At 43.4% G+C, this 25,354-nt stretch carries 20 protein-coding genes, 1 tRNA gene, 1 other RNA gene, 1 pseudogene and 1 riboswitch; of the genes and pseudogenes, 16 read left to right on the forward strand and 7 right to left on the reverse strand.

Going from position 1 to position 25,354, the window contains the following annotated elements; genetic code table 11:
* Positions 1-79: 79 nt before the first annotated feature.
* From FEFB_RS00210 to FEFB_RS00235, 6 genes are all read left to right on the forward strand, one after another.
* Positions 80-2,239 carry a polysaccharide biosynthesis protein gene (locus FEFB_RS00210; protein WP_047974243.1) on the forward strand — a complete coding sequence of 720 codons (2,160 nt, stop codon included), beginning with the start codon at positions 80-82 and terminating at the stop codon, positions 2,237-2,239.
* Positions 2,240-2,415: 176 nt separating this feature from the next.
* Positions 2,416-3,390, forward strand: a complete 975-nt coding sequence (locus tag FEFB_RS00215; RefSeq protein WP_047974244.1) for a YitT family protein — start codon at positions 2,416-2,418, stop codon at positions 3,388-3,390.
* A gap of 76 nt (positions 3,391-3,466) precedes the next feature.
* Positions 3,467-3,563, forward strand: a riboswitch (purine riboswitch).
* Between the two features lie 87 nt (positions 3,564-3,650).
* A complete protein-coding gene (locus tag FEFB_RS00220) occupies positions 3,651-4,763 on the forward strand; it encodes an IMP dehydrogenase (protein ID WP_152666205.1) in 1,113 nt (370 codons plus the stop codon).
* Between the two features lie 35 nt (positions 4,764-4,798).
* Positions 4,799-5,758, forward strand: coding sequence for an IMP dehydrogenase (locus tag FEFB_RS00225; protein WP_047974246.1), 960 nt, complete (start codon positions 4,799-4,801; stop codon positions 5,756-5,758).
* Positions 5,759-5,761: 3 nt separating this feature from the next.
* The gene (guaA, locus tag FEFB_RS00230; RefSeq protein ID WP_047974247.1) at positions 5,762-7,303 is read left to right on the forward strand and encodes a glutamine-hydrolyzing GMP synthase; all 1,542 of its coding nucleotides are present in this window, start codon (positions 5,762-5,764) and stop codon (positions 7,301-7,303) included.
* Between the two features lie 287 nt (positions 7,304-7,590).
* Entirely contained in the window at positions 7,591-9,453 is a 1,863-nt protein-coding gene (locus FEFB_RS00235; protein ID WP_161795077.1) for a P-loop NTPase fold protein, read from the forward strand.
* 266 nt (positions 9,454-9,719) lie between these two features.
* Here FEFB_RS00235 and FEFB_RS08155 read toward each other — a convergent pair whose 3' ends face one another.
* From FEFB_RS08155 to FEFB_RS00255, 5 genes are all read right to left on the reverse strand, one after another.
* Positions 9,720-9,983 carry a hypothetical protein gene (locus FEFB_RS08155; RefSeq protein WP_053068885.1) on the reverse strand — a complete coding sequence of 88 codons (264 nt, stop codon included), beginning with the start codon at positions 9,981-9,983 and terminating at the stop codon, positions 9,720-9,722.
* Between the two features lie 18 nt (positions 9,984-10,001).
* The gene (locus tag FEFB_RS08160; protein WP_053068886.1) at positions 10,002-10,520 is read right to left on the reverse strand and encodes a hypothetical protein; all 519 of its coding nucleotides are present in this window, start codon (positions 10,518-10,520) and stop codon (positions 10,002-10,004) included.
* 992 nt (positions 10,521-11,512) lie between these two features.
* Complete coding sequence (locus FEFB_RS00245; protein ID WP_047974249.1) at positions 11,513-12,181, reverse strand: phosphatase PAP2 family protein; 669 nt, start codon at positions 12,179-12,181, stop codon at positions 11,513-11,515.
* A gap of 288 nt (positions 12,182-12,469) precedes the next feature.
* Positions 12,470-13,876: a sensor histidine kinase KdpD gene (locus tag FEFB_RS00250; protein ID WP_235271942.1), complete on the reverse strand. Its 1,407-nt coding sequence runs from the start codon at positions 13,874-13,876 to the stop codon at positions 12,470-12,472.
* A gap of 109 nt (positions 13,877-13,985) precedes the next feature.
* Positions 13,986-14,687 carry a response regulator transcription factor gene (locus tag FEFB_RS00255; RefSeq protein WP_047974251.1) on the reverse strand — a complete coding sequence of 234 codons (702 nt, stop codon included), beginning with the start codon at positions 14,685-14,687 and terminating at the stop codon, positions 13,986-13,988.
* Positions 14,688-14,910: 223 nt separating this feature from the next.
* On the opposite strand from FEFB_RS00255, the gene FEFB_RS00260 reads away from it, so the two are divergent.
* The gene (locus tag FEFB_RS00260; RefSeq protein ID WP_047974252.1) at positions 14,911-15,261 is read left to right on the forward strand and encodes a hypothetical protein; all 351 of its coding nucleotides are present in this window, start codon (positions 14,911-14,913) and stop codon (positions 15,259-15,261) included.
* A gap of 137 nt (positions 15,262-15,398) precedes the next feature.
* Here FEFB_RS00260 and FEFB_RS00265 read toward each other — a convergent pair whose 3' ends face one another.
* On the reverse strand, positions 15,399-16,433 hold the full coding sequence (locus tag FEFB_RS00265; protein ID WP_047974253.1) for a branched-chain amino acid aminotransferase: 1,035 nt from the start codon (positions 16,431-16,433) through the stop codon (positions 15,399-15,401).
* A 146-nt stretch (positions 16,434-16,579) separates the two neighbouring features.
* Here FEFB_RS00265 and recU point away from each other — a divergent pair.
* The 5 genes and pseudogenes from recU to FEFB_RS00285 form a co-directional block, all read left to right on the forward strand.
* Positions 16,580-17,188 (forward strand): annotated as a pseudogene (gene recU, locus FEFB_RS00270) (Holliday junction resolvase RecU); the annotation flags it as partial.
* Positions 17,189-17,379: 191 nt separating this feature from the next.
* The gene (locus tag FEFB_RS00275) at positions 17,380-17,937 is read left to right on the forward strand and encodes a DUF1273 domain-containing protein (protein ID WP_047974254.1); all 558 of its coding nucleotides are present in this window, start codon (positions 17,380-17,382) and stop codon (positions 17,935-17,937) included.
* Positions 17,938-18,191: 254 nt separating this feature from the next.
* A complete protein-coding gene (locus FEFB_RS00280) occupies positions 18,192-18,575 on the forward strand; it encodes a cell division regulator GpsB (protein ID WP_047974255.1) in 384 nt (127 codons plus the stop codon).
* A 57-nt stretch (positions 18,576-18,632) separates the two neighbouring features.
* Positions 18,633-19,001, forward strand: an RNA gene (rnpB, locus tag FEFB_RS08395) — RNase P RNA component class B.
* 182 nt (positions 19,002-19,183) lie between these two features.
* Positions 19,184-20,671, forward strand: coding sequence for an ABC transporter substrate-binding protein/permease (locus FEFB_RS00285; protein WP_047974256.1), 1,488 nt, complete (start codon positions 19,184-19,186; stop codon positions 20,669-20,671).
* A 117-nt stretch (positions 20,672-20,788) separates the two neighbouring features.
* Here the strand turns inward: FEFB_RS00285 and FEFB_RS00290 are convergent, their stop codons facing one another.
* Complete coding sequence (locus FEFB_RS00290; protein ID WP_047974257.1) at positions 20,789-21,820, reverse strand: lactonase family protein; 1,032 nt, start codon at positions 21,818-21,820, stop codon at positions 20,789-20,791.
* A 229-nt stretch (positions 21,821-22,049) separates the two neighbouring features.
* Between FEFB_RS00290 and FEFB_RS00295 the strand changes: the two genes are divergently transcribed.
* The 4 genes from FEFB_RS00295 (at position 22,050) to FEFB_RS00310 (ending at position 25,318) form a co-directional block, all read left to right on the forward strand.
* Positions 22,050-23,210 carry an AI-2E family transporter gene (locus FEFB_RS00295; protein ID WP_047974258.1) on the forward strand — a complete coding sequence of 387 codons (1,161 nt, stop codon included), beginning with the start codon at positions 22,050-22,052 and terminating at the stop codon, positions 23,208-23,210.
* Complete coding sequence (locus tag FEFB_RS00300; protein WP_047974259.1) at positions 23,207-23,719, forward strand: tRNA (cytidine(34)-2'-O)-methyltransferase; 513 nt, start codon at positions 23,207-23,209, stop codon at positions 23,717-23,719. The genes FEFB_RS00295 and FEFB_RS00300 overlap by 4 nt, the downstream gene beginning before the upstream one ends.
* 86 nt (positions 23,720-23,805) lie before the next feature.
* Positions 23,806-23,877 (forward strand) — tRNA-Glu (locus FEFB_RS00305).
* 505 nt (positions 23,878-24,382) lie between these two features.
* On the forward strand, positions 24,383-25,318 hold the full coding sequence (locus FEFB_RS00310) for a hypothetical protein (protein ID WP_047974260.1): 936 nt from the start codon (positions 24,383-24,385) through the stop codon (positions 25,316-25,318).
* Positions 25,319-25,354: the final 36 nt, after the last annotated feature.

The following is a 25,354-nucleotide window of genomic DNA, read 5'->3' on the forward strand; positions in this document are numbered from 1 at the left end:
ATCGAAACAATCCAAGAATGGCCCGTTAGGAAGACGGTTTTTCCTTCCTAATGGGATACATATTAAAGGTGATACAGGTATGACCCAGGATTTTTATAACGAACAAGAGGGTGGTCAAGAAAAAAAAGACCGGGCGCCACTTGATGACCAACATCTAACGGCTGACGAGTTGCTCGCCAAGTTAGAGCGAAATCTTCGCCCTAAAACCAAGCAAGAAAAAATTGTCGCTTTTTGGCCAAAACGGTCGCATCGACGAAAACAGAATTTGAATAATGGCGATTCGAAAGATGATTCAAAACCATTGTCTGAATCCGAAATCGAAGTAGAAGTAGAACAACCAGCAGTAACAACCAAAAAATCAGCCTGCTTTCAGCGCCGGTCAAAGCAGTCGGCCAACCAAAAAGATGGCGATGATGGTCAGCCAGTTGATGACGTAACAGCCTTGGCAGACCAAACAGTGGCTTCGTTGGGCCGGTCTGCTAGTGATGAGCAGGCTCTTGACCAAAGTCAGGGTGGCGGAAATAGTGCCTTGGTCCGCGGGTCCTTTTGGTTATCCATGGGGAACATTGTTTCTCGCCTCTTAGGAGCAGTTTATATCCTGCCATGGTTGGCCATGCTTGGTAAGGCAGCCAACCAGGGGAATGCCCTTTTTTCGCAAGGGTATAATATCTATGCGATTTTACTTTCAATTGCTACCTTTGGTTTTCCATCAGCCATTTCCAAGGTAATGGCCCAACTGATTGCTAAAAAAGATCAGAATGGTTTATGGGCCCTTACCAAACGATCACTACAAATCGGGGTAGTGCTTGGGATTATCTTTTCGACCTTGTTGTATGTTGCAGCGCCGCTCCTATCGAACGGCAATGCCCAGGTCGTCCCAGTTCTGCATTCTTTGGCACCGGCTGTCTTGGTCTTTCCAGTGATGTCGATGGTTCGTGGAATCTTCCAGGGACACCAATTGATGCACATTTCAGCCTTGTCTGATATTTGGGAACAGGTTGGTCGTGTGATTTATTTGTTGTTGGCTACTTGGATTGTCTTAAGTCATGATAGTAGCAACTGGACTGGGGCCGTTGTTCAATCAACCTTTGCCGCCTTTATCGGGGCGCTCTTCTCATTGGCCGTTTTGGGCTATGGCTGGGTGCGCTATGCGCGGTTGATTCACCCAGTTGCCGGCGTGCCGGACGAGCAAGCCGCTTTGGCACAAATGAGTGCTGCCAACCAGCAAGCAGTCGCTGAAAATCAAACAGCTGCTGACCAAACTTTGCACCGTCGTCATCAAAAAGATGATAACCAAGATCAAAAGGATCAACCAACTGGGTCAAAAGCACTATCGATGGTCATCAATATTTTGAAGGAGTCATGGCCCTTTGTCGTTATTGGTTCGTCAACGAATTTGTTCTTGTTCGTTGACCAATACAGCTTTTTCCCATTGATGAAGGCGTTTTTCCATACGAGCCTTAGTCAATTACAGATTGACTTTGCCTTGTTCTCGGCCAATCCAAATAAATTGGTGATGATTGTCATTTCTTTCGCCACAAGTATTGCGGCAACGGCCTTACCAATCTTGGCAGCCAAGAAGGCGGCTAAGCAAATGGGGGCCTTGAAGGAACAGTTAATTGCCGTCTTGCGATTGACCTCTCTAGTCTTGGTGCCATCTGCGCTTGGTATGTACGCCGTTTCAGATCCTTTGTACCGATTCTTTTACCCAATTGATCAAACGGTCCAAGCCGGGATTTACTTGCTCCAATTCTCAGCTGTTTTGACGATTATTATGTCCTTCTTTATGTTGTTGGCCTTTGTCTTACAGGCCTTGTCACACGGTAAAGAAGTGATGCGGGCCTTTGGTTATGGCTTGTTAATTAAGATTGTGATTCAGGCACCATTGATTTACCTCTTCCAGGGGATGGGGGCTTTGATTGCTACCGCGCTTGGTTTAGGTTGGTCGCTATACCTGATGATGAAGTATCTGAAGGAGAATTACCAAGTTTCGATGAGAACCATCCAGGATACCTTGTTAAAGACTTATCTATCAGCGGCCGTAATGGCCATCGTTGCCTTTTTGTTAACTTGGGTCTCAAAGACTTTCTTGCTGACGACGACAACAAAGGCTGGTGCAGGCTTAGCAACTGCTTTAGGGGTGATTGGTGGACTTGCCGTTTTGCTGGTCTTATATCGCCGTTTTGGCCTGTTAAATCAGGTCCTAGACCGTGGCCACGAGCCAGAAAAAGCCAAATAATGATTGAATTTTTAGCCAGACAAATGTCTGGCTTTTTTGTATCAAGAATCAATCTATCGTGGTCTTTGTTTTCTTTTCTTTTGTTTAGGAAATGTTGGCTACCAGGCTGAAGATACAGGTTTTCTATGATATTATGAGAGACAGTGATAAATTCTTTTTTGAAAGAGAGGCTCGCCATGCAAGCTTTAACAAAATCTTGGCGTAAGGCTGCGCTGACAAGCGCTGTTTTCGTAATCTCCGTTGGACTACAGGTTTTTGGATTGAATTATTTCTTAATCCCCAATAGTATTTTTTCTGTTGGAATTAATGGAATTTCGCAATTGCTTTCCCTGTTGGTCTTTGATGCTTGGCATTTACGGATTCCAACCGGACTGTTCTTTCTGATTTTCAATATTCCAATTGGAATTATGGGTTGGAAATTAATTGGTGGTAAGTTTACCATTCTATCCTTTATCAACGCGATGGTGGTAGCATTGGCTTTGATTTTCGTGCCAGTCCATCCTTTCACGACTCAGCCATTGCTGGCCTCACTCTTTGGTGGCCTGCTGGTTGGTTCCTCTGTTGGAATTGCTCTGCGCTATGGTTTTTCAACGGGTGGTTTTGATATTATTTCGATGGTTGTGCAAAAGCGAACTGGAAAATCAATTGGTGCCTTTAATAACGCAGTTAACTTTGTGATTGTGTTGATTGCTGGTTCCTTTATTGGTTGGCAAAATGCTTTGTACACTTTGATTGGGATTTACGCAACCGGACGGGTAATCGATGCGATTTATACTGGTTACCAAAAGCTCACGGCTTTGATTGTCACGAGTCGGGGACCGGAAGTCATCGATGCTTTGCACCGTGACTTGATTCGTGGCATTACCATTTTGCCATCAGAAGGGGCTTATACGAAGCGGGAGTCAACAACGCTGATGATGGTGCTCTCCCGTTTTGAACTGTTTGAAATGCAGGAAACTGTTCGCCAGGTCGACCCAAAGGCCTTTATTAACTTCTTGTCAACGGTTTCCGTTGCGGGTGAGTTTTGGGATGCCGACCGGCAATTACAAATGAAGAAGTCAATGGGACCAAAAGCGGTCACGATTGACGCCCAATTGGAGGCTGAACAACAGTTAGCCGATCAGTTGGATCAACTAAAAGATGAGGACTAAATTCTCATCTTTTTATAATTTAATGTTCGGGAATTTTTATTGCTAAATGAGAAAAAACCGAGTACAATTATCAATAATAATTTAAGAGAAATTTACAGATATATCGCTGGAAAATGGCCAGCAGTCTCTACCGCGCCCCAAAAGTCGTGACTATCCGTGAATGCGAATCAAGGTTTTTTTGAGGGAGCATTTTGCGGAGCTGTGGTAGCTGCAAAGTGCTCTTTTTGGTCTATATTGTAAGCAGGATGGTGAGGAGAATCATGGCAGAATTTAAGATTAAAAATAAGTTCGTCCCAATGGGTTTGACCTTTGACGATATGAAAATGGTCGCCCCAAAACAAGACGAAATTTCAGTTGATGCCGTTTCTTTGGAAACGGAATTGACGCCTACGCTCAAGCTGAAGATTCCTTTGCTATCAGCCGCAATGGATACTGTCACAGAAGCGAATTTTGCCATTACCCTGGCACAGTTTGGTGGATTGGGCGTTGTTCATAAAAATATGACGATTGCTGACCAAGCAGGTGAAATCAAGAAGGTGAAGGAACACCAAGTTGATTTGAATCAATTCCCTAACGCAGCTTTGGATGCCAAGGGTCACTTGATTGTTGCCGGTGCCGTTGGGGTAACCAATGATACGGTCGACCGTGCTGGTGCAATGGTTGATGCTGGTGCCGATGCCATTATCTTGGATTCTGCTCACGGCCAATCAGAAGGTGTTTTGCGTAAGGTGCGCGAAGTCAAGGATGCCTTCCCTGACGTTAACATCATTGCTGGTAATATTGCCACTGAAGGTGCTGCTTCTGATTTATACGATGCCGGTGCTGATGTCGTGAAAGTTGGAATCGGACCTGGATCAATCTGTACAACACGTGTTGTTGCGGGAATTGGTGTGCCACAGTTGTCTGCCATTCGTGATGCTGCTAAGGAAGCTAAGCGTCGTGGTAAGGCAATCATTGCCGATGGCGGTGCTAAGACACCCGATGACATCATGAAGGCGATTGCCATGGGTGGTAACGCTGTGATGCTCGGATCAATGTTCTCAGGCACAAAGGAAACTCCTGGGGAAGTCTTCGAAGACAACGGCCAGAAGTTTAAGTTCTATCGTGGCATGGGCTCCATTGCTGCCATGGAAAATGGTTCAAAGGACCGCTACTTCCAGGGAGAAGTGAACGAAGCCAAGAAGATGGTGCCAGAAGGAATTGAAGCACGAGTTGCCTACAAGGGCACTTTGGCTGATATTTTGATGCCAATCTTGGACCACTTGCGCAAGGAAATGGCCGAAAGGGGCGTGCACAATGTGCCAGAAGCCATTGACCAAGCCGAAAACGTTGAGAAGACCACTGACGTCTTTGACTACCAGGCTTCTTTGTAATTTTTACGAACACAAACTTTTGATCGGGAGAAATTATGACTGACATGAATACACGACACGGCTTGGGTTACGACGAAACCCTTTTGGTCCCAGCAGCTTCAAATGTTTTGCCACACTTGGTCGACTTGAAGACGCATTTGGGCGCATTGGCTATGAAAAACCCGTTGGCAGCTGCAGCAATTAATCCAGCTGCTGATCAACAAGAAGTCGTTTTGGCTGTGGCTCAATCTGGTGGATTGGGCTTGGTTGCTGCTAGTGAAGCTGTTGCAGACCAAGTGGCTGCCGTTGAAGCTGTGCGTGCCGCAACTGTTGATTTGGACAAGAACCCACAGACTTTGGTAACTGAAGATGGTCACGTGGCCGTTGGTGCTGAAATCTGGTTGGCCGCTGACGTGAAGGAACGTGCATTAGCATTGGTTGGCGCTGGTGTTTCTGCTTTGTTCCTCTACTTAAATGATGATTTGACGGCTGATATTGCCGCTGAAATTAAGGACTTGAAGGCGGCCTTGAGCCACGTTACTTTGGCTGTTGGAACCATTGAAGATCCTGCAGTTGCTAAGGAACTCTTCGACTTGGGTGTCGATGCCGTGATTGCTGGCCGTTCAGTTCATTCTGACTGGCCTGATGACATTCACTACCCATTCTTGACGACTGTGATGGGCATTGCTGAAGTGGCAGACCCAATGGATAAGACGGTTATCGCTCAGGGCGGTATTCATTATTCAGGTGATGTTGTTAAGGCCTTGGCTGGTGGTGCTGATTTGGTCATGGTCTCTGATTACCTTGCCAAAGAAGACGTCGCTGAAGACGCGGTTTTCCAAATTGATGGTGGTTTACGGGCCGGAATGGGGTATACTGGTTCACATACGGTTGCTGATTTAAAAGAGTCCGCACAATTCGTTCAAATCACGGATAACGGCTTGAAGGAATCACATCCTCATGATGTGGAAATCACCAAAAAAGCGCCAAATTACGTTGAACAGGAAAGAGACTAAGCCATGACCACAGGTAATGACAAAATCTTAGTATTGGACTACGGGTCCCAATACAATCAATTGATTACGCGACGCGTTCGAGAACTCGGCGTTTTCTCTGAATTGAAGTCATCGAAGATGACGATTGATGAAATTAAGGAATACAACCCTAAGGCAATTATCCTTTCGGGTGGTCCAAAATCAGTTTATGATGACGATGCTTATCCAATTGACCCTGAAGTATTCAAGTTGGGGATTCCCGTCTTGGGTGTTTGTTACGGGATGCAATTGATGGCCCAACATTTGGGTGGTAAAGTCGAAGCCAACCCAGGTAATGGGGAATTTGGTCAGACTGTTATCAAGCAGACTGCTCCTTCAAAGCTCTTTGCTGGTACGCCAGAAGAGCAAGTTGTCTTGATGTCACACTCAGACAACGTCACAAAGTTGCCTGACAACTTTGTTGTGGCTGCTGGTTCTGAAAAGACGCCAATTGCAGCGATTGCTAATGATGATGACCGTCTGTACGGTGTTCAATTCCACTCCGAAACAACGTTGTCTGAACACGGTAAGGAAATCATTAAAAACTTTGTCATCAACATTGCTGGAGCAGACGCTTCTTGGACAATGGCTGGTTTCATTGATGAACAAATTGAGAAGATTCGCGCCGAAGTTGGTGACAAGAAGGTCTTGCTTGGTTTGTCAGGTGGGGTTGACTCATCTGTTGTTGGTGTCTTGTTACAAAAGGCCATTGGCGACCAATTGACTTGTATCTTTGTTGACCATGGCTTGTTGCGTAAGAACGAAGCACAACAAGTGATGGACATGTTGGGTGGCAAGTTTGGCTTGAACATCATCAAGGTTGATGCACAGGATCGTTTCTTGTCAAAGATTGCTGGTGTTACTGACCCAGAACAAAAGCGTAAGATTATCGGTAACGAATTTATCGAAGTCTTCAACGATGAAGCGATTAAGTTGAAGGACGTTGACTTCTTGGCCCAGGGAACGTTGTACACGGATGTGATTGAATCTGGTACGGATACAGCCCAAACAATTAAGTCACACCACAACGTTGGTGGTTTGCCTGAAGAAATGAACTTTACTTTGATCGAACCTTTGAACAAGTTGTTCAAGGATGAAGTTCGTGCCTTAGGTGAAGAGCTGCAAATGGACCACGAGTTGGTCTGGCGTCAACCATTCCCAGGACCAGGTCTTGGTATCCGAATCATGGGTGAAATCACTGAGGACCGGTTGGAAACTGTCCGTGAATCCGACTTTATCTTGCGCGATGAAATCGCCAAGGCCGGTTTGGAAGGTGATGTTTGGCAGTACTTCACTGTCTTGACAAACAACAAGTCTGTTGGTGTCATGGGTGATTACCGTACGTACGAATACACGATTGCCGTCCGTGCCATTACTTCTGTTGATGGTATGACAGCGGACTTTGCCCGCTTGCCATGGGATGTGTTGCAAAAGGTTTCTTCACGAATTGTCAACGAAGTGGATCACATCAATCGCGTCGTGTACGACATTACCGCTAAGCCACCTGCAACGGTTGAATGGGAATAAAAATTATATGCAAATTGAAACCGGAATGTTGATTTAACGCATTTTCGGAAACTACAAAGGACGCGATTGGCGGGGAAATTGTTACGTTTCCCGCCAGAATCCTCGCCAAGTTTGGGCCGAATGAGGGCTGAGCTGGCGGGGATTTTTTATGTGGGCGTGTTCAAGAAGAGTAGGAAATTAAAACTATGTGAAGTATCATTAACGTAGGTATATTTAGCAAGTGGGATAATCACTGCAGTTCTTTTTGTCTGTACATTCTATACATATTACTATTGTGAGGTGTGAATTTGGAAAATAGTCAGTTGCTCGAAAGTTTATCGAACTATGTTAACAGTGACGATCAGTTTGCAGTGATGATTGATGGGGCTTGGGGTTCCGGGAAAACTTATTTTTTAAAGAATACTGTGGTACCGCATATCTGTGGGGAGCATAAGGTTGTTTATTTCTCTGTGTATGGATATGAATCGCTGGCAAAGTTAAAGTCGGAATTGATTGGGAAATTATTCATCTCTAGTTTTGGTAAAAATATAGATAAAGAAGATCAAGTCAACACCAAGGACATAGTGCCTATTGTTAATGAAATAGGCAGTGCTGTTTGGGAAAAGTTTTCGAATTTTAAAACACTAGCAGCAACAACTGAAAACTATGTAATTAATAAACGATTACGCTCTCAAGTACCAGATTCATCTCCGGTTTTAATTATTGATGATTTAGAACGTATTAGTCGAGATATCCACACGTCGGATTTAATGGGATTTCTGCTTACTGACATTATTGAGCCGTATGGATATAGGGTAATCGTTGTTGGTAACGTTAAGGAAATTCGGGACGTTGAAATCAACGAGTTTAATATGACTCGCGAGAAGGTTGTGAGTCGAATATTTCCTTTTACTTATGATTTTAACAATATCAGACAAGAGTTTTTCCAAGATTCAGGCAATCATTTCTTACAAGAAGATTCAGAGTGGCTTGTGGAGATTTTTGCTGGTTACGCTCGACGAAATGGAGGGAAAATTAACTTAAGAACGTTGGAATTTATTCTGACTACGTTTACTATCATTGATAGGAAGTTAAATCAGTACTGGGAGGGGGACACGCAAGACAAGCTTGATTGTCTTCAAATCAAACGATCGGTATTTGTAAATCTATTTGTGATTGCGACAGAATATCGTGAGGGAAATTTAACTCGTGAAAACATTGTATTGATTGATCGAATTCTCAATACCCGTAGTTTTTTCTTTATGCATATAAAGGACGATGAAGAGAAATCATTGGCAGAAGAAATAACGCTTAAATATCATGATGACAATAATTTGAAACAAGTAATAATGTACGATAATTCTGTTAATGAAGCTGTTTTTAGTGGTGTTTTTGATGCAGCAGGTTTCATCAACTCATGGATGAAATTATTTAGGCCAATTGGGAAGGTATCTAGTTTAGACGAAGTTGCAAACTTTAGAAATATGACAGATAAGCAACTTGAGAAACTTGAACAGCAGATACTCGATGATTCGCAGAAACAGGAGATATCAATCAAGGATATTTTGTCAACAATTAACACTTTCTTGTTCTTTGATCAGAATGATTTATATTTTTGCAAAGAGAATTATTTGGCTGTTTTGTTAAAAGTGCTCAAAAAAGCGGTCGATAGAGAGGTACTGAAAAATAAGTTTACTTACGATCGTGGGGAAATCAGTTTTATGTACTCAGTGATTTCAGCGGATGACAATATTCTGAAACAAGTTTATGACATCTTGGAGTCCGGAGATAAAGCACAACATGAAATGCAAGCTGAGCAGCTAGTCGTTGCAATTTTTGACGATAACTATGAATTGATGCGTAACATCGTACACTCTAATTTAAATGTAAATATTTTTCGAGAAGTCTTGGATTCTAGTCAATTGTATTCGGAGTTGCTCACTGTGGGTTCAAAGGCAAATTTATTAAATCAATATTTGAACTCTGAGTATATTCAGATAACAAATTCCAAGGACTTTCATTCGGATGAAAATATTGATATCTTAGAGTTAGCTCAAAAAGTTGAAGAGTTTTTAAATGAATCGCTAGATATTGGACGGATTGATATGTTCAACCTAAGAAATTTGCTTAAGACCTTAAAAAAATTTTACTTAAGTTTAGTGAATAAATAAAAGCATCATATTCTATTATGGCTGATAAAGTATTATGATTGTTGTGTTATAAATATTGGAATAGCAATTAATTTTAGTATGATGAAATTTTATTATAATAATTAATAAAACGCTGCACTTAAAAGTGTATCGCATTATTACAAATATATTTATGATGGGACTAAACAACCAACCGAAAATAAAAAGACGAATCGCACGTCACAGTTAGTCTGCTGACTAAGTTGATGTTGACGGGTTCGTCTTTTTTATTAGGGAAATGGCTATTATTAGGACGGCTTCATATTGAGCCATTCAAAGAAGTAAATCAGTGATACGTTCTTATTTTGTAACTGGTTAATCGTTATTGGAAAAGGTGCCAGAGTGTAGTTATTGGTTTGAACTAAATCAATTAACTGGGGAACTAGTCCCTGATTTTGAATGACAATCTGGTAAGAGCCTGCGGGAAGGGGTTGCTTCAGGATAAATTCATCCGCTTTTTCTGTTAAGGTCCAAACATGGGCACTTTGAAGGCTTTGGAGTGTGATAGTCATGGTTTGTTTGGCTTGAATTTAAACCGAGAAAGTATTAGCGGGTTTGGGCAAATTAACTTGCTGTTCAAGCGTTGTACCGGGACTAGTGGTTGTTGCTTGGGCGTGGTATTGGACCGAAAGTTGGCTCCGTTGGGCGGCCACAGCAATGGTGGACAGTGAGTAGGACTGCAGGAAGATGGCATAGATGGTAATGGTTGCCGAAATGAGAAAGGTGACACGAGGCCAGCGCTTTTGTCTTTTAACATCGGTAACCTTTTGTCGACGGGTGACAGGGGCTGGTAAAGCGGCTAGAAGGAGGAAAAGAGCCGGTAGGATAATTTGCCCATAACGTGATTCAGCTTCCCAAAAGATAACATGGAAGGCCAGATAGCCCAAGGCGGTTAAAACAGCTAGCAGAGCTAGTTGGTCTTTTTGACGATGAAAGCGTGGTCGCCAGCATAGCAGAGGGAGGCTAACCGTGAAAAAGAGAATGATCGAAGCGACAACGTAGCCGATTTTAATGGCTTTTTGATAAAGGCAATGTGGTCTTGATACCATTTTGGAGCCGATTCAAAGCCACCGTTATATCAGTCTTGGACGGCGCTGACGTCTAATAAAATCGTTAATTTTTTCAACCAGAGTTCACTGAGACCCAGTGGTCCGAGCGTTTGGATTCGATGAACAATTTGTTGGCTATCATATTGCCGACGGGCAGTGGTGTTAGCTAGGCTGATATCCTTTTCGACGTCTTAGTCATTGTACATGCCATCTTCACTCTTATCGAGCCCCATTAAGACCCAATGACTAGCACACTATGTGGCTGATAGGAGCTGGCATGGTCAATTAAGAGGGTGGCTGGCATCGCTAGGGCCATCCCCAAGCTGAGAAAAAGAATGAAGCATAACAGTTGTTTTTTTGTCCGTTCTTTCTTGATGGCTAAAATCTCTTGATGGCTAAAATCAGTAGTGTTAAGAATCCAGCAGGTAACAGGACAATCATATTCGGCTTCATCAGCATGCCCAGCAGTGCTGTGGCAGTGAGTCCCAGGCTGATTTTAACTTTGGCCCTGGTAGTGCTAGCTTTTGGCCAGCGCCATAAAAATCTGAAAATAACCAGGACGGCCAACATGGCTGACAAATCAGAATCAGCACCTGGCCGACAACCATTAACGTGAGGGCTAGGTAGGTGATAGTTCTGATTTGGCGGATGCTCAAGCGGTTGGAAAAAGGTCGCAGGTAGTAGCTTGCTATCAGGAACAAGATGGTGGTGCTGACAATGGCGAGCGATGTTTGTGAACTAAAACTACCGGTACTACCAATAATGAGGCAGAGGGCAAGTAGGACAGCCAAAAGGGAATAGGGCCTGTGGCTTTTGGATGTGATTAACATGGTGCTGGCGATACCTTTCGTGTTGACTAAATTGAGATCGATTAGTTATTTGTTTATGTATGGGCAGCGTCTCGCTTGCATCATAAAAAAATGCGAAGGACGCTGACAGAGTTACTGTGGTTCACCGATAAAAAATCAGGAAGTGTACTGTTTGCGTTTAGACTAATTTTTACTTGGTAAAGCGCGCGCTTGTCGTCGGGTTAAAAAGGCAGTCGCAGCTTGGTGGAGGCGGTCGCGATAACCTTCTAGGCGCAACCAAAAGCCAGTCGCTAAGAGTAAGCTAGCGACAACGTCTGATGGGTAGTGGTCACGCAGGTAAAAACGTGAAAAGGCAACTATAATAATCCAAGTGCAGGCAGGAATAATCATGTAGTAGCGGTTATCCACTGGAATCTTTGGCAAAACGACCATCAGCAGGCAAATGACGAAAATTGTCGTACAAAATGTGTGGCCACTGGGGAAGCTAAATCCGGTATCGGCAATGATTTGATGGCTGGGCCTAGGCCTAGCGATAGTCATCTTGATGATTTCAGTCAGTGCGGAACCGCCGAACTGGAGTAAAATAATCCAACAAGCTAGGAAGTGGTCTTTTTTGTAGAAAACGTAGCCAGCCAGTAGGACGGTCAGTGTAATCACCACGAGTGGGCTGCCCAGGTCGGCTACGACGGTAAAAAAAGCGGTATTCGTGGGTGTCATTAATTTGGCCGTGCTTTGGCTAATCGTTGAATCGAAATTCGTGATGGCCGTTGAGTCGGTCAAAACTCCGAGCACCAGAATGGCAAAGGCTAGAATAAGGGCGAAACTGAAGAGTGTTTTTTGTTTATTTTTCATCGTATTTCCTCCAAAACGTATATCAAATAGTTTAGTTGGCATATGCATCTTGAACTACTTATGAAAAATAAGGCCAAGCTTAATTTTTTTCAGAATGGGACAGGCGAGCTGGTCGGTAAACAGTCTGTGAAATGGGGCGATAACTGGTTTAATGGTGACAGTAAGAGATCGTAACATGACGTGAAATCGATTAAATTCCAAATTAGGTCAAGAAAGATCAACCTTTTATTGGACTAAAAAAGCCACCCAAAGGGGTGGCAAAGGAATGATACCAATGTGAATCAATGATTACGAATGGTCGCTTTGGCCGGTAGTATCAATAGCACTCGGCAATAGAAGGGTGAAGATTGTTCCACCAGTCGGATTATCGGCTACGGACAAATGCCCGTGAATCAGGTCAACGAACTGCTTGGTAATGGCCAGGCCAAGGCCGGTTCCGGGGATGGAGCCACGGACATCGTCACTGCGATAAAAATGCTCAAAAATATGTGCCTTATCGGCCTCTGGAATACCCAAGCCCTGGTCCATCACCGTGAGGGACACGGAAGCATTTTCCTTATTCGCAAGCGTAACGACAATTGGGTCTGAGGGTTTTGAATACTTGCTAGCATTTTGAATCAAATTGTGCAGAATCTGCTCGAGGGCCTCCAAGTTGGTCTGCGCCATCAAGTTGGGTTCTAGCTGTAAAATCAGTTTTTGAGGAATTGGTTTTTCTAACGGTTGCATGATTTCGCTGACAGCCGTAGTGACATTCATCCTCGTTAATGCCAATGACAGCGTTTCAACGCGCAGAATGGCCAGTAGGTCTTCGATAATTTGTTGCATTGCTCGTGATTCTTTAGTGATGTAGGTCACTGATTTTTCAATAATTTCTGGATGGTCAGCACCGTGACGGTCGATTAATTGTGCATGACTCTTGATGGTAGCAATCGGCGTGCGCAGTTCATGGGCAGCATTCATGACAAAGAGCTTCTGTTGGTCTTGCCGCTGGTTGAGAAGGGCAAGCAAGTGGTTGAAGTCTTGGGCAAGCTCCGTCACTTCGGTGGGTTGGCTAGGAACAGGAAGTTGAATCAGCCCAGATTGTTCTGCTTGGTGAATCACTTGGGTGCTAGTTGACAGGTCGGTGAGCGGGTCCGTTAATCTGGCGGTTAACCGACGAATGTAGATGGGGGCGAGAACCAGAGTGACGGCGAGCAAAATGGCTGAGACTTCAATCACACGCATTAAGATGGAGAGTTGTGGACCGATATTTTGCCATAGGGTGTAGTAAATGCCATTGGAAGAAACAAAGCGTCGGTAGAGAAAGCCAAAGCCTGGCCGATAATACAAGTTATTGATAAAGGGCACTTTAATCATCTTCTTTTGCAAGAGGTCATCGGCTCGCGGTGAGAAGTAATATCTGGCTTCAGCATCTTGGCGCAGGTTATGGACGTAAATATAACTATGGTTAATGTCCACGGTACTGTTTTTTCGCCAATCATCCCAATCATGGTCGCTATCAATCTCATTTTTCTTCAGACTGGCGGTAATCTGCCAGGTCGAGAGTTTGACATCGTTTAGGAGCTTATGGCCTACGCCAAAAATCATCATCATGCTAAAAGAGATGGTGATGACGATAATCATTTTGATTTGGCTGCGGAGCATGATGCTGGCGCTGGATTGTTTATTTTTCTTTGGTCTTTTAGTTTTGAGCAATGGTGGGGTACCTTCCTTGACTTTGTATCTTGGAAAATCAGTTATTGGGAGCCGCGGTTATGGGTAAGCCAAATCAGTTGTCGCCGCCGGCTATTGCTGTACCAATTAATCAGCTATTAGAAACGTTGGCCGAAAGCATATAGCCCGTACCACGAATGGTATGGATCAGCTTTGGCTGGTCTTCATTCTGGTCGAGTTTATTGCGGAGATTTTTAATGTAGACATCGAGGATGTTTGGTTGGCCTTCGAAGTCAATCCCCCAGACGGTGTCTAAGAGGTAATCGCGGGTGCAGGGCTCATTTTCATGATTCATCAGCACAACCAAAAGGTCGAACTCCCTTTGAGTGAGGGGGATGATAATGCCGTTTTCCGAGACTCTTTTTTTCTTGATATTGACAATTAAATCAGCAACCCGCAATTCCTGATTTTCCTCAAGAAGTCGTTGGCCGTGGCGCTTGGCGATTTCAATTCGTGCCAGGAGTTCTTCTGTTTCAAAGGGTTTAGTGATATAGTCATCGGCACCGTTGGTCAGGCCGGCCAACTTATCACCAATGTAGTCTCTGGCCGTGAGCATAATAATCTGGACATCGCTTTCCTTGCGGATTTTGCGTAAAACGCTAAAGCCATCTAGGCGTGGAAGCATCCAATCTAAGATGATTACGTCAAATTGATCTGGTTGGTTATTAAAAATTTTCAGGGCTTCCAGGCCATCGTGAGCTTGGGTCACTTGGATGCCTTCTAGCTGAAATTCGGTGGAGAGGGAATCGGCCAAGCCTTCCTCATCTTCGACAAGTAGTAATCTGGTCTCCATTTGTCTCTTTCCTTCATAAAATGGGTTTTGATTTTAGTTCTAGGATACCGCGACTTGGTTCTTTTCGATACTAATCTTAACTAATTGCTTTCTGAAATTTTTTCAGAAAAGAAATGCTGGTTATGAACTAAAATCGGCCAAAAGGCCTACAGGAGTGTGGTAAGATGAACGTAACAGATGAGAAAGGGTTAACTAATTCTGATTTGGCCCTAAGGAGAGTTGGATGAAGCAATTTTTACTTGTTTTGAAAAAAAGGCAAGGAGTTGTCACGGTCGTGGTTGGACTATTAGCAGTCTTGCTGGCTGGACTGGCCTACCAAAAGATTAGGTACCAACAAGCCCACCTATCGGGGAGTTATCGGGATATGAGTGCGCAGGTGACGATGACCTTTAAGGGTGATCAAACAACGATTTATTCAGACGGTCAAAAGACGATGACGGTTAAGTACCGGCTGAAGGGTAATAAATTAACCCTTGAAGGAAACGATGGGGAAACATCGAAAGCCACGGTTACTAAGAACCACCGGATTTTTATTAGCGACGTGACGGGCGCAACCTATCAAAAGCAAAGTTAAATTAATGCCAGCCATTAGGCTGGGATTTTTATTTTTACACATAAAAAATCAGAACCAGCCTCGCGGCTCGTTCTGATTTATCCGACATTAAATGTTTTATTTGGGTAACCTGATTTTATAAGTTGAATAAGCAGGTATTAGACCAAAGGTACGTCTTGCACCCAACCTTCAGGACCTTCTTGGTCGCCATATTGGATACCAATCAAGCGGTCATAGAGAGCCTGGGTCTTTGGGCCAACTTCAGTTTCTGAGAAGAAGACATGCTTCTTGCCTTCGTGGGTAATGGAACCAACGGGCGAAATCACGGCCGCTGTTCCCATGGCTCCGGCTTCAGCAAATTGATCCAAATCATGAATTGAAATGGCTTCTTCAACCGGGTTCATGCCCATTTCTTCGGCCAAGGCCAAGAGTGAGTATTTTGTAACAGAAGGGAGAATTGATGGTGACTTTGGTGTCTTGAACTGGCCATCCTTGGTAATTCCAAAGAAGTTGGCAGAACCGAGCTCCTCGATATACTCGTGTTCGCGTGGGTCCAAGTAAACAACATCGGAATAACCGGCCTTGTGGGCGTTGTCACCAGGCAACATGGAAGCGGCATAGTTACCACCAACCTTGGCTTGTCCTGTTCCACCGTGAGCAGCACGGTCAAATTCAGAAGTCACAAAGGCCGTTGGAGCCAAACCACCAGGATAGTAAGCACCAACTGGCATGGCAAATATGGTGAACAAAAAGTCGTGGCCGGGGTGGACACCGATTTCAGGTGAAGTTGAAATCAACAATGGTCGCAAGTACAAAGAACCACCAGATTCATAAGGAGGGATGAAGTCTTGGTTGGCCTTAACAACTTCCTTCACCGCTTCAACAAACTTATCTTCTGGATAAGGAGCCATCAACAAGCGTTCTGCTGAATTATGCATTCGATGGGCGTTACGGTCGGGGCGGAAGATGTTCACGCCACCATCCTTACGACGGTAGGCCTTCAAACCTTCGAAGACTTCTTGTCCATAATGCAAGGCAACGGCTGACTCGCTCAAATGGATGGTTGAATCAGTCGTCAATTCGCCTGGCTGCCACTGACCATCGTGGTATTCTGCCTTATAGCGGTAGGGCAAGTCATGATAACCAAAACCCAAGTTATTAAAATCGAGGTCGCTTACTTTTGCTTTCGTCATAATAATTCTCCTTCTGTTATTCAATGATTAACCTTATATTAGAATAAAATGAGAAAAAGTCAAGGGATTTTATCAGATTTTCATCAATCCGCCTTATTTATGTAATATGTTAAAATAAGTGTAACTTAGAAATTCGAGGAAACACGATGGTGAATTATCCCAAGGGTGTCCATGGCGATGGGCAGCAAGTGAAAAATCAAATTCAACGCGGCAAGAAGACGCAAAAAGGTCTCCTCTTCGGGCGACGGGGGATGGCTCTTGAAAGCCTGATTAACGATGCCAACGAATACTATTTGGCCAACCATCTTGCGGTTATTTATAAGAAACCAACACCTGTAACGATTGTTAATGTTGATTATCCGGCACGATCAGCAGCTAAAATCACGGAAGCTTATTTTCAACAACCATCAACGACCGATTATAACGGTGTTTATCAGGGGCGTTATGTTGATTTTGATGCTAAGGAAACCAAGAACAAAACCTCGTTTCCAATGAAAAACTTTCATGAACACCAAGTGCGCCACTTATCCGAGGTGGTGGCCCAAGGAGGCATTGGTTTTGTTTTAATCAAATTTACGCTTTTAGATGAAACTTACCTCTATCCAGCACCTGATTTGGTCCGCAATTGGCAGGCCCTTGATGGCCACCGGTCATTGCCGTATACCGATGTTGTGGCAGCAGGCTATTTGGTCAAGCCAAGTCTGATGCCCAATCTGGATTATTTGCAGGCGCTCGACGATTACCTGGCAGATTTGTTAGTTGGCAAACGGGCTGGTCAGCCGGTGGCTGATCAAAGAGCACAGCGGCATCAAAAAAAAATAGCTGGGGATCAGGTAGAACAAATGCCAGCTAAAAATCCACGCGAGGCAACTCAGCCAAACCAGGCCAAATCAGCAGATGGCGATTGTCTATCCGACCAATCTCAATTTGATGGGGGGCACCAGCCATGAGCCGGATTTGGATGACCGGTTATCGAACATATGAATTGGGCGTCTTTAAGGAAAAGGACCCCAAAGTTCAGGTTCTGAAGTATGCTATCAAGAAAACGATGATAGAACAGTTGGACCTAGGTCTGGAATGGGTAATTACGGGCGGTCAACTCGGAGTGGAGACCTGGGTGATTGAAGTAGCGTTGGATTTAAAAGCAGAATATCCGGATTTGCGGGTCGCGATGCTCTTGCCCTTTGGTCATTTTGGTTCGCAGTGGCAGGAGGCGAGCCAGAGGCGGTTAGCGGATTTAAAACAGCAGGTTGATTTCTATGCCGATGTCCATAAGGAGGACTATCAGGGGCCGTATCAATTGCGCCAGTATCAGGACTTTGTCCTAAACCATACGGATGGTGCGGTGCTCCTGTATGATGCCGAATTTCCGGGGAAAGCCCAGTACGATTATCAAGCGATTTTAGATTTTCAGGCACAGTCTCCATACCCACTGGAAACGATTAGTATGGATGACTTACAGGAATTTGCCAACGATTACCAGGAAAATCAGCATGACCAATGAGGAAGTGAAAATCCTTAAAATAAGGGGTGGCTCTAACTGATTGACTGGCTTGAAGGCAGCTTTATCTCAGTGCCGGGCGTTTCTTTTGCCTTGATAAATAATCGACAAAAAGTTGGATAAAATTTAAAAAATTAACGTTTGTTTAATCTGAAACAATTACAGTAGTGTTACTAGCATGACTGTAAAACTTGCTACTGCCAGGTTTTCCTGGTATTATTAGCCTAGTTCAATTATAATTTAAAGGAGTGTTTCTTGTGGCTCAAGTAAAGTATACTCAAAAAGATATTTACAACCGTGTTTTTAAGGAAAAGCGCGTTGGTGTCGGTTATGACCCCAATGATGTTGATGGTTTCTTGGATGACATCATTTCTGATTACGGCGTTTTCACCAAGCGCATTGAAGAATTGCAGACGCAAGTCGGTCAATTGCAGACCGCTTTGAAGCAGACTCAAGAAGAATTGACTGCTGAAGATCACGTTCGCGAAGCCCAACCGGTTGCACCCGCACCGGTCATTGAAGAGGTGCCAGCACCTGCTCCAGTTGAGACACCAAGCGCAACACCAACTAACTTGGATCTGATTAAGCGTGTTGCTAATTTGGAACGAGCCGTATTTGGTTCAGAAAATGGTGCAAACTAAGTTAAAAAGTGGTAAACTTTTTAGTGCGATTAACGATGGTTTAATTGTTTAATGGCAGGTACTGAGTAATTGCGCATGATATTTCTCATGTGAGGAAGGTCCATGCTCGCACACTCTGCGATGGGTGTAGTGTTTGTGCTGGGATAAAGAATAAACCCAGGCGTGGTGCAAACCACGACGGCGACTGAAATGGCTAAGGCTGTGCTATGTCAAAATAGGTCTGAAAGTGCCATAGAAACGGATTCCTAGGTGAAAGTCTAGGACTTGAGACGAGGTAAACCCCACAAGCGGGCAACCCAAACTTTGGTAGGGGCGGCTGACCTAGTGAAATGAAACGATGGTCGGTATGGCGGCAACGCTTAGATAGATGATTACTGAAGGTGCTTAATCCCTGTTAAGTACTGGAACAAAACATGGCCTACAGGTACCTGTTTCAGGGAGTCCACACTTTGCGTGGGCTTTTTTTTATGGCTCATTATTGGTAGAATAGGTAAGTGCGAAAAGAGCTGGTTACTTTGCGAGCTCTTTTTTGATGTCAGACATTGCAAAATGAATGGTCAGATAACAAAAAATAAAATGTTGGTCTGTGACTGACAAAAGGATTGAATATGTTCAAAAAAATTAGCAAAAAAATGCTGACCTGGATGACCTTGGCCATATTGGTTTTGCCTCTTGTATTAGCATCTGCGGCAGCCTTCACGACCAAGGCTAGTGCAGCTGAAACAGATCCAACTTTGGAGCGGATTCAAAAGAAGGGGACATTGGTCGTTGGCTTGTCAGCCGACTATGCACCTTACGAATTTCATAGCCAAATCGATGGTAAGGATCAAATCGTTGGTTTCGATGTCTCCTTAGCAAAGGCGATTGCTAAGAAATTGGGCGTTAAAATTCAAATTGAAGACATGGGCTTTGATGCCCTTTTGGGGGCTTTGAAAACTGGGAAGATTGATATGATCGCTTCTGGTTTCTCAGCAACACCGGAGCGAGAGACACAAGTTGATTTTTCCCATGTTTACCTGAAGTCACCCCAGACAATGATTGTGTTGAAGACAAATAAGGCCAAGTATGAAAGTGGCGAATTGTCAGCCTTCTCTGGTCAAAAGATTGGGGCACAAACCCAAACCATCCAGGAAGATGCTGCTAAGACGATTCCTGGGGCGACGGTTGTTTCATTGCAAAAGTATCCCAATCTGATTTCTCAGTTGTCACAAGGGGTTGTAGCCGGGGTTGTGGCTGAAAAGACGATTGCCCAAGCTTATGCGGATCAGAATCCGAAGTTTGCGGTGGTTGAGCCAAAGTTCTCAGCGGATTCAACCGGACAGACATCGATTGCTGTTCCTAAGAATTCACCAGCCTTGGTGGCCCAAGTCAACCAGGTCATTGATAAGGTAACGACCAATGGTCAGTTCAATAACTGGAAGAAGCAGGCACAAAAGCAGATGTTTTCCTCAAAGGACAAGTCTTACTGGCAAAAGTACGGTCACTACTTCGTTGAAGGAACTGGCATTACGTTGGCCTTAGCTGTTGTTGGTGTCTTGATTGGAACCACTTTAGGAACTTTCTTTGCTCTCTTGAAGCTTTCATCCGTCTTTATCCTCAAGGCGATTGGAAACATTTACGTTGAATATGTCCGGGGAACGCCTTTGCTGGTTCAGGCCTTTATGGTCTTCTTCGGAACACAGGCGATTGGCTTGCACTTGTCGGCTTTCGTAGCTGGTTCGCTGGCGATGGGCTTGAATTCCGCTGCCTACGTTGCTGAAATCATCCGTTCTGGAATTGAATCGGTTGATAAGGGACAAACGGAAGCTGCTCGGTCTTTGGGACTTTCCCATGCCAGGACGATGCGTTTGGTGATTTTGCCACAGGCTGTCCGCACGATTTTGCCAGCCTTGGGAAATGAGTTTGTTTCGGTTATCAAGGAAGGCTCCGTTATCTCGGTTATCGGTGTCGGCGAGTTGATGTATGAAACTGGCGTTGTTCAGGGAGCTTCGTTTGAACCATTTATGCCACTGGTGATTGCCTCGCTGATTTACTTCGTGTTGACCTTTACCATTTCACGGGTGTTGGGCTATGCCGAGCGGCGCATGGCTCGCTAATTTAACTTTTTTTCTTAAAGGCTCTTGCTCATTGCAAGAGTCTTTTTTGATTACTTTGATGAAAAAGGACGTAAAAAAAGAGCTGCTTGAGCAACTCTTTGAAAAATCAGTTTGGCTTTAGCCTTCGAACTTTACCCGGACACCCTCAGGGATGGCAAAGTCTTTTTGAACCAGTGTTAATTCACCAGTTTCGTGGTCGCGGGAGAAGACGGAAACGTTGTCCGTTTTCTGGTTAGCAACAACCAAGAACTTTTCGGCTGGATCGAAGTTCATGTCGCGAGGGAATGAGCCTTCAGTCGAAATCGTTTGAATCAATTCGATTTCTGCTCCCATGTTGGATGTTTGGAAGACAGAAACGGAATCGTGACCGCGGTTTGACGTATAGATGAAGCGACCGTCTTCTGTCAAGCGGATGGCGGCAGCACCATTGTGTTCGTCCCAGTCAGAAGGGATGGTTGAAATCGTCATCACATGGGCAAATGAACCGTCTTCTGCGTCGTACTTCAAAACGGAAAGCAATGATGACAATTCACCCAAGACGTAAGCGTATTGGCCGTCAGGGGAGAAGCGCAAATGACGTGGTCCAAAACCGTCGTCCGCCTTATAGCGAGCAACATCGGTTAAGAGGCCGTCAGGGTTGACATCTAAGGTAATGACTTCATCGGTTCCCAAATCAACAACAGCCAAACGGTTGTCAGGCGTCAAGTTGACATAGTGAACGTGGGAGCTGTCTTGTTCTGGACGAGGACCAGAACCGCTGTTGTGCCATGTGTCCTTTAAGACCAGGGAACCACCGGGCTGAATAGCGTAAACTTCAACCGTACCACGGTGGTAGTAGCCAGTAAAGACCAATTGACGGTCTTCATCAACGGCGATGTAAGCGGGGGCAGAACCCTCGGTTACATTCAAACCAATTTCAGACATGGGACGGGTGGCATTATCAAGCGAAACAACACCAGCTTCATCGCCACGCTTTTCAACGGCGTAGACGACGTTTTCCTTGGAAATCGCCAAGTAGGTCGGATTCGTGCCAGCAAACACTAAGCGTGCATCGGACAATTGACCGGTTGCTTCGTCAAAATCAGCTTCGTAAATGCCCTTTGAACTTTGGCGGGTATAAGTACCAAATAGTACGTGATGAACAGTCATGTTCAGTGTCACTCCTTTTTTAATATTCTAATCAGAAATATTGTAGCACATTTTTGTCATGGTCTCGACTGAGTAGCTAAAAAAGTAACAACATGTTGGTTTCTGATTTTTAAGGAGAGCGGCTCATTTGCCGCCGAATTGTCACGGGAAAAGCGTTGGTCAAGGCCCTTTTTCCGTTAGTGCTATGGTAAAATATTTAGTAATAGAAGTGTCATGAAAAGGAGCGACTATGCCGAGAGAAAACGGAAAAAAAACGACGGGGTTGACATCGGTTAAGGGACTTAAAACTTTAACTGCGGTGGTCTTAGTCCTGTTAATCATTTGGTTAGCCTATCAAGTACGCTTTATTTTTGGACCGATTGAGTCCTTTGTCGCTGCGGTTGGGGCACCAATTTTGATTGCAGGGGTCTTTTACTACTTATTGAATCCTTTAGTCACAAAGTTGGAAACGAAGTCAGGCTGGAAACGAAATCGAATTGTATTGGTTGTCCTTGTTCTTTTTATCCTCATCTTGGTAGCGGCGATTGCCTTTCTGGCTCGGGTAGTGACGGTCCAAGTAACCGATTTGTTAACCCATTGGCCAAGTTACTTACGTGAGGGCCAGGATTGGATTAAGGAAACATTTGAAGGGAAGCAGTATGATCAGTTGCGGAACATTTTGGTCACGTCGAACGACCAAATTAACCATACGGCGATCGCCTGGGTACAATTTCATCTGGGTGCTAGTATTTCTGGTGTTGGCCACTTTGCGGCCCGCTTAAGTGAAGTCGGTGTTGTTTTGGTTTCAACGCCCTTTATTCTGTATTATTTATTAGTTGACGGTGCTCATTTGCCAGAATTTATTATCGACAAGTTGCCGCCCAAGGCGCGACCATCAACGAAAAATCTTTTGGCAGAATTATCAGGACAGATTTCAAAGTACATTCGGGGTCAATTGGGAGTCGCGATGTCAGTGACGATTATGTTTGCCCTTGGTTATACGATTATCGGCTTGCCTTCTGGAATCCTGTTGGCTATCTTGGCTGGTGTTTTGAACCTGATTCCTTACTTAGGTTCCTTCTTGGCCCAGGTGCCGGTCTTTGCGGTTGCTTTTGTGACTGGGGGAGTGAAGATGGCGGTTTTGGCAGCGATTGTTTTGATTATTGAGCAGCCATTGGAAGGCCATGTGATTACACCGAAAATTTTGGGAGATGCTTTGGATATTCACCCAGTGACGGTGATTGTTGTTTTGTTGGCCTCTGGTCAAATTTTTGGTCTGCTAGGCTTTATCCTAGCAGTCCCTGGTTATGCCGTCTTAAAGGTTTTGGTAGTTCACCTTTATACCTGGTGGCGGACAAACTCAAAGTTATTTAAAGAAGAATTAGACAAAGAATTAGGAGAAACAAAATGACGAATCACGTTGTTTTATTTGAACCGGTTATGCCGGCGAACACGGGTAACATTGCTCGAACAACTGCCGGTACGAATGCCGTCTTGCATTTAATCGAGCCTTTAGGTTTTGATATTTCAGATAAAGCGGTGAAGCGGGCTGGTTTGGACTACTGGGACCATGTTGATTTGGTCAAGCACGACTCTTTGCCTGATTTTTTGGCTACCTTAAAGCCAGCGGATCACCTATACCTGGTTTCAAAATTTGCTAACCAGGACTATACGGATCCGGATTATACATTGGATGATGGCGACCATTACTTCCTTTTTGGAAAGGAAACAACCGGTTTGCCTGAAGTCTTTATGCGTCAGAATCCTGAAAAGGCTATTCGGATTCCACAAAACGACGAACATATTCGTTCTTTGAATTTGTCGAACACGGTGGCAATCGTGATCTATGAGGCTCTACGTCAGCAGGATTTTGCTAACTTGGATAAGATTCATACCTACGAACAAGATAAATTAAAATAAATTTCCAAAAAAGGGTTGCAATTTACAGATATGGTTGATATACTAATATAGTTGTTTGATAGAGATATCAAGCAACAACTGACCATGGCTCGTTGGTCAAGTGGCTAAGACGCTGCCCTTTCACGGCGGAATCGAGAGTTCGATTCTCTCACGAGCTACTATTAAAGTCGCAACTTCGGTTGCGGCTTTTTTGTTATCATTAAAAAAGGCTCTATATCAAAGATATAGGGCCTTTTGGTTTGTATGGGGGTTTTTGGAACTTGCTGAAAAGTTGCGGTAAATGTGTATTTTGGACTATTTTTTGCTGAATTTTTATACATCTTAATGATTTTTTGTTTTTTCGAGTTGTCAATTAGTTTGCTTAAATGAATATTAGCAGTGGTGAATGGTAATAAACAATTACGATGCTATGTAAAATGAAAAATGTTTTTGAGTGATGATTCTTTTGGTATGGTTTTAATCAATGATTATTATGATGATACGGTGATTGACAATTTTGTGTGTTGAAGTTAATGCACAGATGATGAAAAAAGCATGATTGTGTGATTTTATTAAATTGGCATCATATAATGTTAATTCTTTAGATGGAAATCTGTGAATAAAAGATTGACTATAATTCATATAATGTTCTTTTAAGTATATAAAAACGGTTTGGAGATGAAAATGTTATATGAATTCAAAATCAATTTGGAACCAGCTATTTTAAAATTATACGCTGGTAATGGTCAAAATCACGATTTAGGAATGCATCAAATCAAACAAGAATTATTACCTTCGCTATGTAAAAAGGTTTTTCCAAAAACTAGAGGTATTAAAGATCATTGGCTTGTAATAAATAGCAATGATAGTGTTAACATTTTAGATACTGAAGTTTATAAAGAGTTTAAATTTGCGAGTCAAACACTGATTGAAAATTACTTTAGTGTGGTTAGTGAATATATAAGTACTCAAAGTATTCAGTATAGCTCTGAATTTTTAAATATTGTTAAACCAAAAGCTAAAGAAAGTATTGATAATTTGCTAAATAGTTTTCCTGAAATTAATTTGGCTTTTGACACTCCTAATAAAAAATTTTCGGATGACTTAAATAAAGATGTAGGTCATGGAAGGATGTACATTGTTAACAGTAGAAAAATAGAAGAATATTTAATACAAAATCCGAAGAGCGTGAATTTACTCGCTTACTACAATCTTCATAATGAAAGAATTTTAGTGGAAGCTAGCGATGAAGAAGGTGCTAAAGCTGTTGCATTGACATTAGTGAAGATGTTAAATAGTAAATCTGAAAAAATGAGTCTAGGAGCAATAAATATAAATCCTATTTTTGAAAGCTATAAAATTGAGGAATCATATAGAAAGGTACATTTTCATTTTGTTTATCCGAATGGAATACCATATGAAGAGTCTGAAGATGCATTCGATCGATACTACAAACATAAACAAATTGAGCAAATTAATTATGCAAATCTAGATGTTGTTGTAACGGCATCGGAAAAAAATAATTTTTCAGCCGAAGATATAGAATCCGTTGGGAAAGAAGATGCAAAGCATGGATATTTGCAAGGAATAACTAATGGAACTGGCAGATTCTATAATTAATTCGAACGAGAAAATTTAAAATAAAAACCCAAAGAA

This window comes from Fructobacillus sp. EFB-N1 (assembly GCF_001038455.1).
Lineage (GTDB): Bacteria > Bacillota > Bacilli > Lactobacillales > Lactobacillaceae > Fructobacillus > Fructobacillus cardui.